The sequence below is a fragment of the Mucilaginibacter arboris genome (assembly GCF_009754915.1).
GTDB classification, from domain to species: Bacteria; Bacteroidota; Bacteroidia; order Sphingobacteriales; family Sphingobacteriaceae; genus Mucilaginibacter_A; species Mucilaginibacter_A arboris.
The window spans coordinates 53,497-67,482 of record NZ_WPIK01000013.1 but is presented as its reverse complement, the minus strand read 5'-3'; the positions used below and the strand labels follow the sequence as shown (position 1 = coordinate 67,482).

The 13,986-nt window shown below is 37.1% G+C and carries 11 protein-coding genes; 10 read left to right on the top strand and 1 reads right to left on the bottom strand.

Annotated elements, in window-relative coordinates; all coding sequences use genetic code 11:
* Positions 1 to 41 precede the first annotated feature (41 nt).
* Positions 42 to 1,184: a cysteine desulfurase family protein gene (locus GO621_RS14415; protein WP_157568263.1), complete on the top strand. Its 1,143-nt coding sequence runs from the start codon at positions 42 to 44 to the stop codon at positions 1,182 to 1,184.
* Positions 1,185 to 1,338: 154 nt separating this feature from the next.
* Positions 1,339 to 1,728 carry a hypothetical protein gene (locus GO621_RS14410; protein ID WP_157568261.1) on the top strand — a complete coding sequence of 130 codons (390 nt, stop codon included), beginning with the start codon at positions 1,339 to 1,341 and terminating at the stop codon, positions 1,726 to 1,728.
* A 75-nt stretch (positions 1,729 to 1,803) separates the two neighbouring features.
* Here GO621_RS14410 and GO621_RS14405 read toward each other — a convergent pair whose 3' ends face one another.
* A complete protein-coding gene (locus tag GO621_RS14405) occupies positions 1,804 to 3,432 on the bottom strand; it encodes an ABC-F family ATP-binding cassette domain-containing protein (protein ID WP_157568259.1) in 1,629 nt (542 codons plus the stop codon).
* 581 nt (positions 3,433 to 4,013) lie between these two features.
* Between GO621_RS14405 and GO621_RS14400 the strand changes: the two genes are divergently transcribed.
* The 8 genes from GO621_RS14400 to GO621_RS14365 all read left to right on the top strand — a co-directional run bounded on the left by GO621_RS14400 (position 4,014) and on the right by GO621_RS14365 (position 13,982).
* The gene (locus GO621_RS14400; RefSeq protein ID WP_157568257.1) at positions 4,014 to 4,469 is read left to right on the top strand and encodes a DUF1801 domain-containing protein; all 456 of its coding nucleotides are present in this window, start codon (positions 4,014 to 4,016) and stop codon (positions 4,467 to 4,469) included.
* Between the two features lie 42 nt (positions 4,470 to 4,511).
* On the top strand, positions 4,512 to 5,066 hold the full coding sequence (locus GO621_RS14395; RefSeq protein ID WP_157568255.1) for a hypothetical protein: 555 nt from the start codon (positions 4,512 to 4,514) through the stop codon (positions 5,064 to 5,066).
* Between the two features lie 94 nt (positions 5,067 to 5,160).
* Complete coding sequence (locus tag GO621_RS14390) at positions 5,161 to 6,048, top strand: DMT family transporter (protein WP_157568253.1); 888 nt, start codon at positions 5,161 to 5,163, stop codon at positions 6,046 to 6,048.
* Positions 6,049 to 6,358: 310 nt separating this feature from the next.
* A complete protein-coding gene (locus tag GO621_RS14385; RefSeq protein WP_157568251.1) occupies positions 6,359 to 7,687 on the top strand; it encodes a rhamnogalacturonan acetylesterase in 1,329 nt (442 codons plus the stop codon).
* 18 nt (positions 7,688 to 7,705) lie between these two features.
* Positions 7,706 to 8,968, top strand: a complete 1,263-nt coding sequence (locus tag GO621_RS14380) for a glycoside hydrolase family 88/105 protein (protein WP_157568249.1) — start codon at positions 7,706 to 7,708, stop codon at positions 8,966 to 8,968.
* Complete coding sequence (locus GO621_RS14375) at positions 8,965 to 9,762, top strand: polysaccharide deacetylase family protein (RefSeq protein WP_157568247.1); 798 nt, start codon at positions 8,965 to 8,967, stop codon at positions 9,760 to 9,762. The genes GO621_RS14380 and GO621_RS14375 overlap by 4 nt, the downstream gene beginning before the upstream one ends.
* Positions 9,763 to 9,774: 12 nt before the next feature.
* A complete protein-coding gene (locus GO621_RS14370) occupies positions 9,775 to 10,998 on the top strand; it encodes an oligogalacturonate lyase family protein (protein ID WP_157568245.1) in 1,224 nt (407 codons plus the stop codon).
* 758 nt (positions 10,999 to 11,756) lie between these two features.
* Positions 11,757 to 13,982, top strand: coding sequence for a fasciclin domain-containing protein (locus GO621_RS14365; protein WP_157568243.1), 2,226 nt, complete (start codon positions 11,757 to 11,759; stop codon positions 13,980 to 13,982).
* Positions 13,983 to 13,986 lie beyond the last annotated feature (4 nt).

The following is a 13,986-nucleotide window of genomic DNA, read 5'->3' as shown; positions in this document are numbered from 1 at the left end:
TGATGCTTCTTTTATCACATTAATCTTAATAAGATAGAAACATGCGCGTTTATTTGGATAATGCCGCCACAACCCCGATTGACCAGGAAGTATTAAAAGAAATATACCAGGTGATGGAAAGCTATTATGGCAATCCGTCGTCTATTCATGCTTTTGGCCGAGAAGCAAGGACCGTGATAGAAAAAGCACGCAAAACTATTGCCGGCCTTTTACATGCTTCCCCGTCAGAAATATTTTTTACTTCCGGCGGGACCGAAGCTGATAATATGGCTATCCGTTGTGCCATTACCGATCTGGGGATTAAACATGCTATTACCAGCGAAATAGAACATCACGCTGTTTTGCATACGTTAAAAGCGCTCGAAAATGCAGGAACTATTAAGCTGAGTTTTGTAAACGTTGATGCAAAAGGAAACGTTAATATGGAACATTTGGAGCAATTGCTGCTGGAAAACGAGCGTAGCTTTGTATCATTAATGCATGCCAATAACGAAATTGCAACCTTAACGGATATAGAAAAAATCGGGATTTTGTGCGAGCGGTACAATGCTGTTTTTCATTGTGATACGGTACAAACAATGGGGCATTTCCCGCATGATTTAAGTAAGTTAAAAGTACATTTTCTGGTTGGCGCTGCCCATAAACTGCACGGGCCAAAAGGTGTTGGGTTTATTTATGTAAACCATCGCATCAAAATAAAACCATTGCTTTATGGCGGTTCCCAGGAACGCAATATGCGCGGCGGTACAGAGAATGTTTATGGTATTGCTGGTTTTGCTAAAGCTTTACAAATGGCATATAACGAAATGGAAGAGCATAAAAACTACATACTGGGTTTAAAAAACTACATGATGGAGCAATTGCTGGATGCCATTCCGGATGTGCAGTTTAATGGGGAAACTGATCCGGAGAAAAGTTTATACACCGTTTTAAATGTTTCTTTCCCGGAAATGGAAATGGCAGAAATGCTGTTGTTTAGCTTAGACATTGCAGGAATTTCTGCTTCAGGCGGAAGTGCATGCAGCTCCGGAACGGATATTGGGTCGCATGTGTTAACCGGTATTGGTGCAAGTTCTGTACGGCCTGCCATCCGTTTTTCCTTTTCCAAATACAATATGCGCGAGGAAATTGATTATACCATTTCTAAATTAAAAGAAATTTGTTTGTTGAATGTACAGGCATAATTTTTGCCCTAATATGAATACTGTTTTTACCGGCAAAAAATTGGATGTTTGATCAAGAAGTACAATTTTTATAAAAATCAGATTTGTGCAAACAATGATATATTTTAATTGCTTGTGAGATTATAACAATAACTATACGCTAAACACCAAACTTATGACACTTATGAATGCCACCAGCTTAAATGATCAGGTTGATTATTCAGGCACTAACGGCCACAGCTTTGCCGAACAAACTTTGAATGCTATCTTTAATGTTTCTCCACGGAATGCTGTTATAGACGATGACGACGACGATGACCTGGACCAAACACTTCCGGATCCGGATGAAGATGATTTGATCGATGACGACGATGATGACGCGTTCCCGGATGACCTGGATACATTAGATGATGATGTAGCTGACGATGATGACCTGGACGAAGATGATGATACCGGAAGTACAACTTCGGGTTTAAATAACCCATCTTCGTTTGCAGACCGCCCACAAGGGCGAACTACGGGTCGCATGACTGATCATGAACCTGGTTCTCCAAATAATTTATAAGTTTTAACTTACGGCAATAAAAAAAGGGATGCTTCTTTTAGCATCCCTTTTTTTATTGTAAATATTTTTTGCAGCTTAAGCTAAAGTATATAATTCCTCCTGTTGCTTTTTAACCGCCTCGCTGTTAATAAATTCATCGTAACCCATTAATTTATCAATTAAGCCGCCTGGCGTTAATTCAATAATCCGGCTGGCAACCGTTTGTGTTAATTCATGATCTCTTGAAGTAAACAAAATTGTTCCTCTGAAATCTTTCATTCCGTTGTTTAAAGCTGTAATAGATTCCAAATCCAGGTGGTTTGTTGGCTCATCAAACAGTAAAACATTTGCATGTTGCAGCATCATGCGCGAAAACATACAACGCATTTTTTCGCCTCCGGAAAGTACTGTTGCTTTTTTCAGGACTTCTTCTCCAGAAAACAACATCCGTCCTAAAAATCCTCGGATAAACTGATCATCTTTTTCACCTTCAGAATATTCGCGCAGCCAGTCGATCAGATTTTCATCTTTTCCTTTAAAATACTCGGCATTATCAATCGGGATATCTGCAGTTTTAATCGTTACGCCCCATTTAAAACTGCCTGTAAAATCAGTGTCTCTTCCGGATAAAATATCGTAAAAAGCAGAAGTAGCCAGGCTATTTTGCGATAACACAGCAATTTTATCACCTTTGTTTACCATTAAGTTAATGCCCGAAAATAAAACTTCGCCGTTCAGGGTTTTGCTTAGGTTTTCTATTTGCAGGATTTGATCGCCAGCTTCCCTGCCCAAATTATTAAACAGAATAGCCGGATATTTTCGGTTAGAAGGTTTTATCTCATCCAAATTAATCTTATCCAAAGCTTTTTTACGGCTGGTTGCCTGTTTAGATTTAGAAGCATTAGCGCTGAAACGACGGATAAATTCCTGCAATTCCTTTACCCGGTCTTCCGTCTTTTTATTCTGATCAGAACGTTGTTTCAAAGCAAGCTGGCTTGATTCGTACCAGAAAGAATAATTACCCGTGTAAATCGTCATCTTGGCAAAATCAATATCTACAATGTGTGTACAAACAGTATCCAGAAAATGCCTGTCGTGCGAAACAACCAAAACAATTGCTTCATAAGTAGCTAAAAAATCTTCCAGCCAGGCTATGGTGTTAATATCCAAATCGTTAGTTGGCTCATCCAACAACAAAATATCAGGGTTTCCAAAAAGTGCCTGCGCCAATAACACGCGTACTTTCTGGTTACCGTCCAGTTCTTTCAACTGTTTATAGTGCAGTTCTTCTTTAATCCCCAGGTTGCTTAACAAAGTTGCTGCGTTGCTTTCTGCATTCCAGCCATCCATTTCTGCAAATAAATTTTCCAGTTCGCCGGCGCGTTCGCCGTCTTTATCGGTAAAATCTTCTTTTAAGTAAATGGCATCCTTTTCCTTCATCACCTTGTACATTTCCTGATGTCCAATTAACACAGTTTCTATCACCGAAAAATCATCAAACTCATAGTGGTTTTGTTTGAGGACAGCCATGCGCTCGCCAGGAGAAAAACTAACCGAACCGCTGGTTGGATCAATTTCTTTAGAAAGGATTTTTAAAAAAGTAGATTTACCTGCACCATTTGCGCCGATAATACCGTAGCAATTGCCTTGAGTAAATTTGAGGTTAACATCTTCAAAAAGGGTACGTTTGCCATAACGTAAAGACAGGTTGGATACTGTAATCATGCTGCACTAATTTTGCTGCAAAGATACTTTTTATAAACAGGAAAATAAACGGAATTAAAGGTTTTTACGGCAATGCTTCTTTTACCGGGTAATTTTTTACTTCAATATTAAATAGCAGTTCAAGCCGAAATTTGTACCGGTTATTTGTTTGGTTTTTATAAATTGTACCTGGTTATCAGTTACGGTTTAAAGTTCAAGGAATATGCAATTACTAACTGACCTATAAGGTTTTGAAAACCTTATAGGTCAGTTAGTAATTAAACCAATCAAAAAAGCAATGGTTAACATTTTTAGCTGATAAAAGAAGCATCTACCCAAAAAACCAAAACCTGACGGCCAACATTTTTAGGCGATAAAAGAAGCATTGGCCTCAAAAAAAGGGAGCGAGAAAAAAAAATTGAACAACTTCTATAATATTTCATAATTACGAATGGTAAACGTTTGTTAGTTTTAACAACGCTTCTTTTACCAGTTAATTTTTCACTTCAATATTAAAGGGCAATTTCAACAAATTTGTATTAGTTATTTTATTTTTTATAAATTGTACCTTGTAATCAGTTAAGATTTAAAGTACAAGGAATATGCAATCAAAAGCGGCTTCGGTACAAGAATATATCGATACACTTCCAGACGACAGGCGCGCAGCTATCACAGTGCTAAGAAAAGTTATCCTGGAAAATTTGCCAGAAGGATTTGCGGAGGAAATGAGTTACGGCATGATTGGTTATGTTGTGCCGCATTCGTTGTTTCCAAAAGGTTACCGCTGCAACCCCAAACTGCCGTTGCCTTTTATCAATATCGCCTCTCAGAAAAATTTTATTGCAATGTACCACATGGGCATTTATGCCAACAAGGATTTATTGGACTGGTTTAAGCAGGAATATCCAAAATACAGCAAAAATAAATTGGATATGGGAAAAGGCTGTATCCGGTTTAAAAATATAAAGGAGATACCGTTTCCGCTTCTTGGCGAACTGGCTTCAAAAATAACTGTTGAAAATTGGATTGAAATTGCAGAATCAACTTTTAACAAGTAAGATTTTAAGGAGATAAAAACAGCATTTCAACTTGTAATTTATATGCAAATTGAAACTCTACGAAAACAGGTTGCAGCAACTTTAACCAAAACAAAAGTTTTAAAACTTACTGCAATTGCTAAAAGAAAAGATTTCAGCATAAAAGAGTTGATTGAACTTACTTTTGATGCAGACAAGCAAATTGCTTTTCGTGCGGCCTGGATCCTGGAAAATTTATTGTTGACCGATCCTGCTGCGGTTTTAGAGGATTTAGAGGATATATTGTTTTGCTTTCCGAAAGTTTCTAATCCAAGCTGCCAGCGCCATTATGCTAAAATTCTGATGTACCTAAGTTCTTCAAAAGCCATTGATGCAATCAAAACAAAAATGGGGGCTTTTAACCTGGAACCTGTAATTGAAACTTGTTTCGATTGGCTGATTGATCCGCAAGTTGCCGTAGCCGTAAAAGTTTTTTGTTGCGAAACGCTCTTTAATCTAAGAAACCGATATGATTGGATTGCAGACGAATTAATCCGAGAAGTAGAATTTTTAATGAAAGATGGAAGCGCAGCCCTGCAATCCAAAGGAAAAAAGATTTTAAAGCAATTAGTGCAATAACGCCATGCTTCTTTTACCGGCAAAAAATTGGTAAGCACAAAAGCTTTCCGAAATTTTATCTTTGCGGCAAATTAATCTGCCAAATATTTAAAGCATGGACATTGCCGAAGGATTATTATTTGCCTTGTTATGGGCTTCTGCCACCGTTGCAACTAAATTTGCATTGCATTCATGCGATTTGTTTTTGCTTACGCTCATTCGTTTTTTAACCGTAAGTGTGCTCTTGCTGAGTTATACTTACATCCTAAAAAACAAAAGCAGCAGTTTTCCCTCAAAAGCAGAATTTAAAAAACTATTTATTCTCGGTGTTTTAAACGTTACCGTTTATATGTCGGGTTATTTAATTGCCATAAAATATGTTTCTGCCGGATTAATTAGTTTGATAACCGCCGTAAACCCTTTACTGTTAATTCTTTTTTCGGCGATATTTTACAAACGGAAACTAACATCAGCCGAAATAACCGGAGTTGTTATTGCTCTTTCCGGTTTAGTGCTGGCTTCGGTCCCAAATTTATATAACAGTCATGCTACTTTGCAAGGTTTGCTGGCACTGATTGCCGGTATTGCTGCTTTATCAGCAGGCAGTATTTATTATGCTAATTCTGGCCTCACCCTAAAAAAAATGGAAGTAAATACCTGGCAAATTACTATTGGCGGTTTGCTTTTTATTCCGATTGTATTGTTAAATGGCGCCAATAATTTTATTATTCCCGACCGGCATTTTTTCCTTAGCATTACCTGGCTGATTGTTCCTGTTTCAATTGTAGCCTATGCAATGTGGCTCAATTTGATACAAAAAGATTCGGTAAAAGCGGGTTTGTGGCTTTTTTTAACACCTGCTTTCGGTTATTTAATGGCTGTTATTGTCATTCATGAGAAAATAACGGTTTATGGAATTGCCGGAAGTGCGTTGGTAGTTGGCGGATTATTATATTCCAGAAGAAAGAAAACTGTTGTTGCAGCAATCAGTACAGTAGAATAATTATATTTTAATTTTTCTTCAATCCTTAAAATTGCTTTTGTAATAAAGGTTCCGGTTGTAACAAAGGTGTGCCAAATGGCCAATGCTTCTTTTATCAACCTAAAATATGTGCAATAAGCCGGTAAACCATGACGGTACATGTTGCCATTGCTTGCGGCACTTTCTAATTTGCCTGCACTAATTAACCTTTATAAACCGGTTCGCTTTTTATTGCTTGGTTTGCTGATACTGATCATAAGTAATTCTTGCTGAGATTCAATCATCACTTGCTACAGTTTTTAAAAGCTTATACTGGACTTGCTTTATCAACATGAGAAAAAAATACTTTAATTACGCTTTTTTTATGCTGCTGGCTTTAAACCTTGCGGCATTCACTAACCAAAAAAAGGTTAATTATAAGTTCGATTTTGGTTCTGGCCAGGCTGCTGCCGGTTATACCAAAGTTAATGCCGATGCAATTTATTCGCCGCAACAGGGCTATGGTTTCGATTTTGATACCAAACCTACAATCATCAGCCGTGGCGGCAAAGACCTGTTAAAGGGCGATTTTGCAACCAGTAACAAGCCTTTTTACTTCTCGGTCAGCCTTCCCGAAGGCAATTATAAAGTAACTGTAACTTTAGGTGATGCAAAAGAAGCATCAAACACTACAATTAAAGCAGAATCACGGCGCTTAATGCTGGAAAACGTTCGCACCAATCCTGGTCAGTTTGTTACCAAAACTTTTATCGTTAACATTAAAGATCGTAAAATAAATAACGGCCAGCAGGTAAGTTTAAAGCCACGCGAGTTAACCAAGTTGGATTGGGATGATAAATTGACGCTGGAGTTTGACGAAAAGCCCGCTGTTGACGCGATAGAAATTACGCCTGTTACAGATCAGGTAACTATTTTTTTAGCAGGAAATTCTACGGTTGTTAATCAGGATGACGAGCCTTGGGCTTCGTGGGGACAAATGATCCCGCGATTTTTTAAACCAGGAGTTGTCATTGCAAATCATGCAGAATCAGGCCTGGCGTTAAGCAGTTTTCTTGGTTCAAAACGATTGGAAAAAGTGTTAAGCGTGATGAAGCCAGGAGATTACCTGTTTATCGAATTCGGCCACAACGATCAGAAAGAAAAAGGACCGAATGATGGCGCGTATAAATCTTATACAGAACGGTTGAAGCTTTTTGTATCAGAAGCAAAGAAAAAAGGCGGAATTCCGGTAATTGTAACTTCTACCAGCCGGCGCTCTTTTGGTGCTGATGGAAAGATAGAAAACTCTTTAGGCGACTATCCGGAAGCTGCACGACAAGTTGCCAAACAGGAAAATGTAGCTTTGATTGATTTGAATGCCATGACCACCAAAATGTGGGATGCAATGGGAGAGGAAGGGACCAAAAAAGCATTTGTGCACTATCCGGCAAATTCTTATCCCGGACAAACTACTGCACTGGCTGATAATACGCACTTCAATCCTTATGGTGCTTATGAAATTGCAAAATGTATTATTCAGGGCATAAAAGATGATAAACTTGGAATTGCAAAATACTTAGTAGATGTTCCAGGTTTCGATCCTTCGCATCCTGATCCGGTTAGTAATTTTCATTGGCCGGAAAGCCCGAAAAGTACAGTTGTTAAACCTGATGGCAATTAATTTGATGCTTCTTTTATCATGAAAAAATTAGTATTAATCATTTTGCTGTTTGGTTTTTTACCCGGATTGCTTTTTGCCCAGCAAGCAAGCGAAAACGAAGTATTGGTACGCAAAGTTGCAGATCAGATCATCCGCGAAACGATACTTGGCTTTCAATCAGAAGATAACAAAACGCTTTATAAAACTTCCGCAGAAATCCCGCAAAATGTAAAAGTGCATTATGCAAGTAAATATGCAGGCTGGCATTATACAAACGGTGTTTTGAATTTGGCAATGCTTGATTTAGGGGAATACTTAAAAGAGAAGAAATATACCGATTACGCCATTAACCATGTTGCTTTTGGTTTTGCTAATTATAAAACTTTCGAGCAGCGTTTTAAGCACGATGTTCCGCATTATACTTATCCGTTCGGCGAGTTTTTTACTATGCAGGAACTGGATGATTTTGGTGCGATGGGCGCAAGTGTAGCAGAAGTTTATGCTTTGGATAAGCAGCCAGAGTTTGAAAATTATGTGCTAAAAGCAGCAAAGCATTTAACCGAAGAACGCAGCAGGCTCACGGACGGAACTTTTGTTCGCGCTTTTCCTTATAAAATGACTTTATGGGCGGATGATTTGTACATGAGCGTTCCGTTTTTAGTGGAAACTGCAAAATTAACAGGAGCGCAAAAATATTTTGATGACGCAGCAAAACAGATAATCAACTTTAATAAATATTTGTGGGATAGTGAAAAAGAAATTTACTGGCACGCTTACTTTAGCGATTTAAAACGAAATGGCGTTGCGCATTGGGGGCGTTGTAACGGTTGGGTAATGCTGGCACAAGTTAGGCTTTTAGATGCATTGCCAGAAAATCATCCTCAAAGAAAAAAGCTGATCGAATTATTAGAAAGACAGATTTTAGGCATTGCCAAATACCAGAATGCGGATGGTTTGTGGTATCAGGTTTTAGATAAAAATGATTCTTATCCCGAATCTTCCTGCACGGCTATGTTTGTGTATGGCATTGCAAAAGCAATTAACAAAGGTTGGATTGATAAGCGATATGTTTCTATTGCTGTTAGCGGCTGGGAAGGTTTAAAGAAAAAAGAGATCAACGAAAAAGGCCAGTTAAAAGATATTTGCGTTGGAACTTCCATCCAAAATGATTTGACTTATTATTATAACCGCCCTGTTGGCTTGAATGAAAAACATGGGACCGGGCCGTTATTGGATGCAGGTGTAGAAATTCTAAAGTTAGAAAAATCTGGTTTATACAATTATAAATATAGTACAGAATGAGAAAGATTTGGGTGCTGTTAATAATTGCTTTTTTTGGCATGCATTTTTCTCATGCACAAAGCCTGCTCAAAAAAATCCCTGATAAGTTGGTTGTTTTAACTTTTGACGATGCGGTTCTAAGTCACTACACTTTTGTTGCACCCTTATTAAAAAAGTACAAGTTTGGCGCAACTTTTTTTGTTTGTGAATTTTCTGATCCTCCGTTTGCTGATAAAATCAAATACATGAGCTGGGAACAAATTTCAAAGTTGGATAAAATGGGATTTGAAATTGGAAACCATACCCAACATCATACGCATGTTAACAAATTGGATCCGCAACATTTTGAGGATGAATTAACTTACATTGAAACTAAATCTAAGCAATACAAAATTAACAAACCTCTTGTAAGTTTTGCCTATCCGGGTTATGATGTTGCAGCTTCTGCCATTCCAATTTTAAAAGATAAAGATTATTTGTTTGCGAGGGCAGGAGGGAACAGACCGTATAATCCTGAAAAGGACCATCCATATTTAATTCCAAGTTATACAACTTATGCTAATAACAAAGCACAAATTATGGATGCTTTACAACAAGCCAAAGATGGAAAAATTGTTGTGCTAACTATTCATGGTGTTCCGGATGATGCGCATCCCTGGGTTACAACTCCGCCAGAGTTATTTGAAGAATATTTAAAGTATCTGCAAGATCATCAATACAAAGTACTTGCGTTGCGTGACCTTGCCAATTTTATCAATGTAAAAGAAGCATCGGAAAAGATACAGCCAGATTATGCAAGTGTAATGAATAAGTAAACCAATTATAAAATGAAAAGAAATCTAATTGTTGTTTTAGGATTGTGGGCGATCTTAATAAGCAAAGAAGGCAAAGCACAAGAAAAGCTCGAAACCGGAGGACAAAAACCAATGCCAAATGAATGGATTGACAAAGATACCGGGCACAAAATTGTAAAGTTAGTGCGCCGCGAAGGCAACAATGGCAGCTTTTACTTTAACAACTATCCCTTTGTAAAACAGCGTGGAAGTGAAGGCGATAAAATGGTTTTTTCGGGAAGCACAGCTAATGGAAATCAATTGTTTTCAGTAAATCTTAAAACTTTTGCTACAGAACAATTAACTAATCGTACTAAAGTAGGCGGAGAAATGGTTTGCCCAAAAACAAGGGAAGCTTTTTACCAAAGTGGAGATAGTGTTTTCGCAGTAAATATAGACACCAAACAAACACGTTTCATCTATGCTTTCGATCCAAGTTTTAAAGGACGTGTGGGAACGGTAAACGCTGATGGAACTTATTTAGCTTGCGTTAAAGCTACTGGTGAGCAGGAGCGTGAGATTTTGAAAAATTTTCCGGAGAAAAGGGATTATTTCCAGAAGATTTATGAAGCGCACATTCAACATACACTTTATGTTATCAACATAAAAACCAAGCAGTTAAAGCAAATCCACCAGGAAAACGAGTGGACAAACCATTTGCTTTTTTCGCCAACAGACCCTGATATTCTTTCTTATTGCCATGAAGGACCGTGGGAAAAAGTTGACCGGATTTGGAACATCAACATTAAAACCGGCCAAACAAAATTGATGCATAAAAGAAGCATGGTGAACGAAATTGCAGGGCACGAATTTTTTGGCGAAAGCGGAGAACATGAATGGTTTGATTTACAAAAACCCAAAGGCCAAACTTTTTTTGTAGCTGGCATCAACATGAAAACTGGCAAAGAAGACAAAGTTTACCAGATGACACGCGACGAATGGTCGATCCATTTTAATGTTACACGGGATGAAAAGACTTTTGCTGGAGATGGGGGCGATCCGGGCCAGGTTGCAAAAGCTAAAAATGGTGAATGGATTTATTTATTTAAACCGGAAGGCGATCACTTTAAATCAGAAAAACTGGTGAACATGAAAAATCACAACTATCATCTGGAGCCAAACGTGCATTTTTCTCCGGATGAAAAGTGGATTATTTTCCGGGCAAACTTTGAAGGAAATGAAGGTGTTTATGCGGTAGAAATCAAAAAAGCTGAATAACTCCGTGCTTTGTAACAAAACCTGTTTAAACTCCTGTATAAAAAGCCAATACTTCTTTTAGCAACATAAAATTTGCATTACTATTAGTTTTGTAAAACCAAGGATTAAAATTTTTACCCGATAAAAGAAGCATGGAAAAATAGTTGCAGAAATTAAAAGTGGCCTTAAAAAGCCAGGAAAAATATGTAAAAAAGAAATTATTGTTTTTACATATTTTTTGTTTAAAATTTTGCTGAAAATTTAACCATTTAAAAGTATTGATGATAATATCATAATAAATACTTGTATTTTTTAACAAAAAAAGAAGCCTGTATATTTTATACAACCTATTGCAATTATAGGCAGGACACTACAGGTTGCAGGATTATTTGTGTTCTGGTATGTTCGTAACATAAACCAATTATTTACATACTTTACTTTTATTACAAGCTCATATTCATCAAATAAATTTATTCATATATGAATTATAATTTTACATTTTTTACCAAATAAACCTATTGTTTGTCTGTTATAATTAATTAACACGTTTTTTTAAAAATCAAAGCTTTTAACTGACCAAGTAAAAGCCAAACTATAAAAACATAGACAAAATACCAGACTTGGGCACTATTTAAGTCGTAATAACTAACTTATAATAAGCATGTAGCTTTTCCAATAAAAGTTGCAAGGTCTTTTTTAAGGACGCTAATACCGTGTCTAATGCTGATTGTTAATACATAATTGTTTCTAAATTCTGTTATCCTATTTTACTAAAAGCTATGAATAGATATATACATCGTTTATTGGTTTTCTTGTCCTTGTTGTTAATCATGTCCGCTTGTCGCAAAAAAGCATTTGATGATTTTTACGGGCGGCCGGATAATCTTGCACCTGCCATCTATCAGCAATTGCAGGCGAGGGGCAACTTTACAAATTTGTTAGCTTGTATAGATAAATCCGGTTATAAAAATAATTTAAGCAGCGCAGGTTATTGGACGTTTTTTGCACCAAACGATGATGCCTTTAAGCAGTATTTTACAGATCATAATATTCAAAATGTTGGTCAGATAGATAGTGTTACAATGAGAAAAATTGTTACCTATTCTTTAGTTTATAATGCTTTCCAAACGGATCATATTGCTGATTTTCAATCTTCAGCAGGCTGGGTAGCAAATAGTGCTTTTAAAAGAAGGACAGCTTATTATGATGGCGTTTATGCCAGTGCAAGTTCGCCTACAGGTTATGCTTTATCCTCTAACCGAAATGGCAGCTATGTAGCGGGAGATAATAACAATAAATATATTCCTTATTTCTACAGCAGTTTCATGGCTGCAAGAGGTTTAACCGCTACAGATTATAATTATTTTTATCCAAATTCGGCTTACACAGGTTTTAATGTTGATGCCGGAGCGGTTGTCAACAAAAATATTGTAGCTGAAAACGGGGTAATCCATGAAGTTAACCGAGTGGTAACGCCCCTGCCAAGCCTTGAACAATATTTGTCTTCCAATACAAATTATAGTGCGTTTCAGCAGCTATATGAAAAGTACATGGTAAGTTATGTTCCAAGTACAGATGCTACTCATGTTTATCAGGTCCGTACCGGTACTACTAATCAGGTAGATATAAAGACCTATTCACCAACATTAGGCTTTTCTCCTAACAATGAAAACTATGTAAAGCTTCAGGATAATGACGGTCAGTCTGACGGTTATAGTTTGATTGTTCCAAATAATACAGCTTTTAATACTTATATGACTGAGGTAATTCTGGAAAATTATAAATCCATTGATAAGCTGCCCATCAGTATTATAACAGATTTACTGAATGCACACATGTGGCAAACAACGGTGTGGCCAAGTAAATTCAGTACTACAAATAATGTTCAGGGCGAGCCGGCACGATTTAATGCGAGCACAGATATTATTGATAAAAAAGTTTGCAGTAATGGTATTTTCTATGGTTCTAATAAAGTACAATTAGCGAATGTATTTAATTCTGTTTATGCAAGGCCCTATCTCGACCCGAATTATAGCTTGATGACAAGGGCTTTAGACTTGAGTTTAAAGTATATCATTATCAACCCAAGTATTAAAGTTACCTTATTTATGCTGTCCGACGCTACTTTAAGATCTTATGGATTTGATTATAGTACAGCATCAAGCGCTTTCACTTATACAGCACCTGGTACAACAACCACTGTTATAGGAAGTACAGCACAAAATATGCTTCTAAGGATTTTAAACACACATGTTGTCCTTACACCTAACGGAGAATTAAATAATCTTTCTGGTTCAGGTATAGTAGAAACTTATGGAGGTGAATATATCAAGTATAGTAACAACAGCGTACAAGCTTCAGGAAATACGGATAATACTGATCCAAATAAACAATCCATTAAAGTTACAAGTTCAAGAACGACCAGCAACGGACCGGTATATTATTTAAACGGAGACGCTTTAATTTATACTAATAATAATGTAGGTTTTCACATTGCTAAATATGCTGCAAAATCTACTGATCCTTTTTACAGTTTCTACCAGTACCTTATAAACTGCCCGTTATATACTGCAAGTACACAATCCATCAACGGGATTCAAACCGGTGTAAATTATACCATATTTATACCAACAAACACAGCAATACAGGATGCGATAAATAAAGGTTGGCTGCCAAATAACGGTACTACTACGGCAGGTAATAAAAATCCGCAGTACAATCCAACAAGTCAGGCTGATAAAGATTTGGTTTCAAGGTTTATTCAATATCATATCTTAAACAAAACAACCGTTGCTCCTGACGGAAAGAAATCAGGTATTTTTCCAACACTATTAACTACTTCAACAGGTGATCCTGCCACATTTACTGTAGCTAATAGTTTAGGAAGTATGCAAATAACAGATGCCACAGGAGGGGTTGCCAATTTAGTCCCAAGCACCAGTAACGTTTTGTCGAACTACACGGTTATCCATCAGATAGATACCTTTTTGAAATACAAATACTAAATCT

Excerpts from the sequence above, each read along its gene's own strand:
- GO621_RS14395 (WP_157568255.1), top strand. The coding sequence starts at position 4,512 with ATGCAAATTGAAACTCTACGAAAACAGGTTGCAGCAACTTTAACCAAA.
- GO621_RS14380 (WP_157568249.1), top strand. The coding sequence starts at position 7,706 with ATGAAAAAATTAGTATTAATCATTTTGCTGTTTGGTTTTTTACCCGGA.
- GO621_RS14405 (WP_157568259.1), bottom strand. The coding sequence starts at position 3,432 with ATGATTACAGTATCCAACCTGTCTTTACGTTATGGCAAACGTACCCTT.
- GO621_RS14390 (WP_157568253.1), top strand. The coding sequence starts at position 5,161 with ATGGACATTGCCGAAGGATTATTATTTGCCTTGTTATGGGCTTCTGCC.
- GO621_RS14370 (WP_157568245.1), top strand. The coding sequence starts at position 9,775 with ATGAAAAGAAATCTAATTGTTGTTTTAGGATTGTGGGCGATCTTAATA.
- GO621_RS14385 (WP_157568251.1), top strand. The coding sequence starts at position 6,359 with ATGAGAAAAAAATACTTTAATTACGCTTTTTTTATGCTGCTGGCTTTA.
- GO621_RS14375 (WP_157568247.1), top strand. The coding sequence starts at position 8,965 with ATGAGAAAGATTTGGGTGCTGTTAATAATTGCTTTTTTTGGCATGCAT.
- GO621_RS14400 (WP_157568257.1), top strand. The coding sequence starts at position 4,014 with ATGCAATCAAAAGCGGCTTCGGTACAAGAATATATCGATACACTTCCA.
- GO621_RS14365 (WP_157568243.1), top strand. The coding sequence starts at position 11,757 with ATGAATAGATATATACATCGTTTATTGGTTTTCTTGTCCTTGTTGTTA.
- GO621_RS14415 (WP_157568263.1), top strand. The coding sequence starts at position 42 with ATGCGCGTTTATTTGGATAATGCCGCCACAACCCCGATTGACCAGGAA.
- GO621_RS14410 (WP_157568261.1), top strand. The coding sequence starts at position 1,339 with ATGACACTTATGAATGCCACCAGCTTAAATGATCAGGTTGATTATTCA.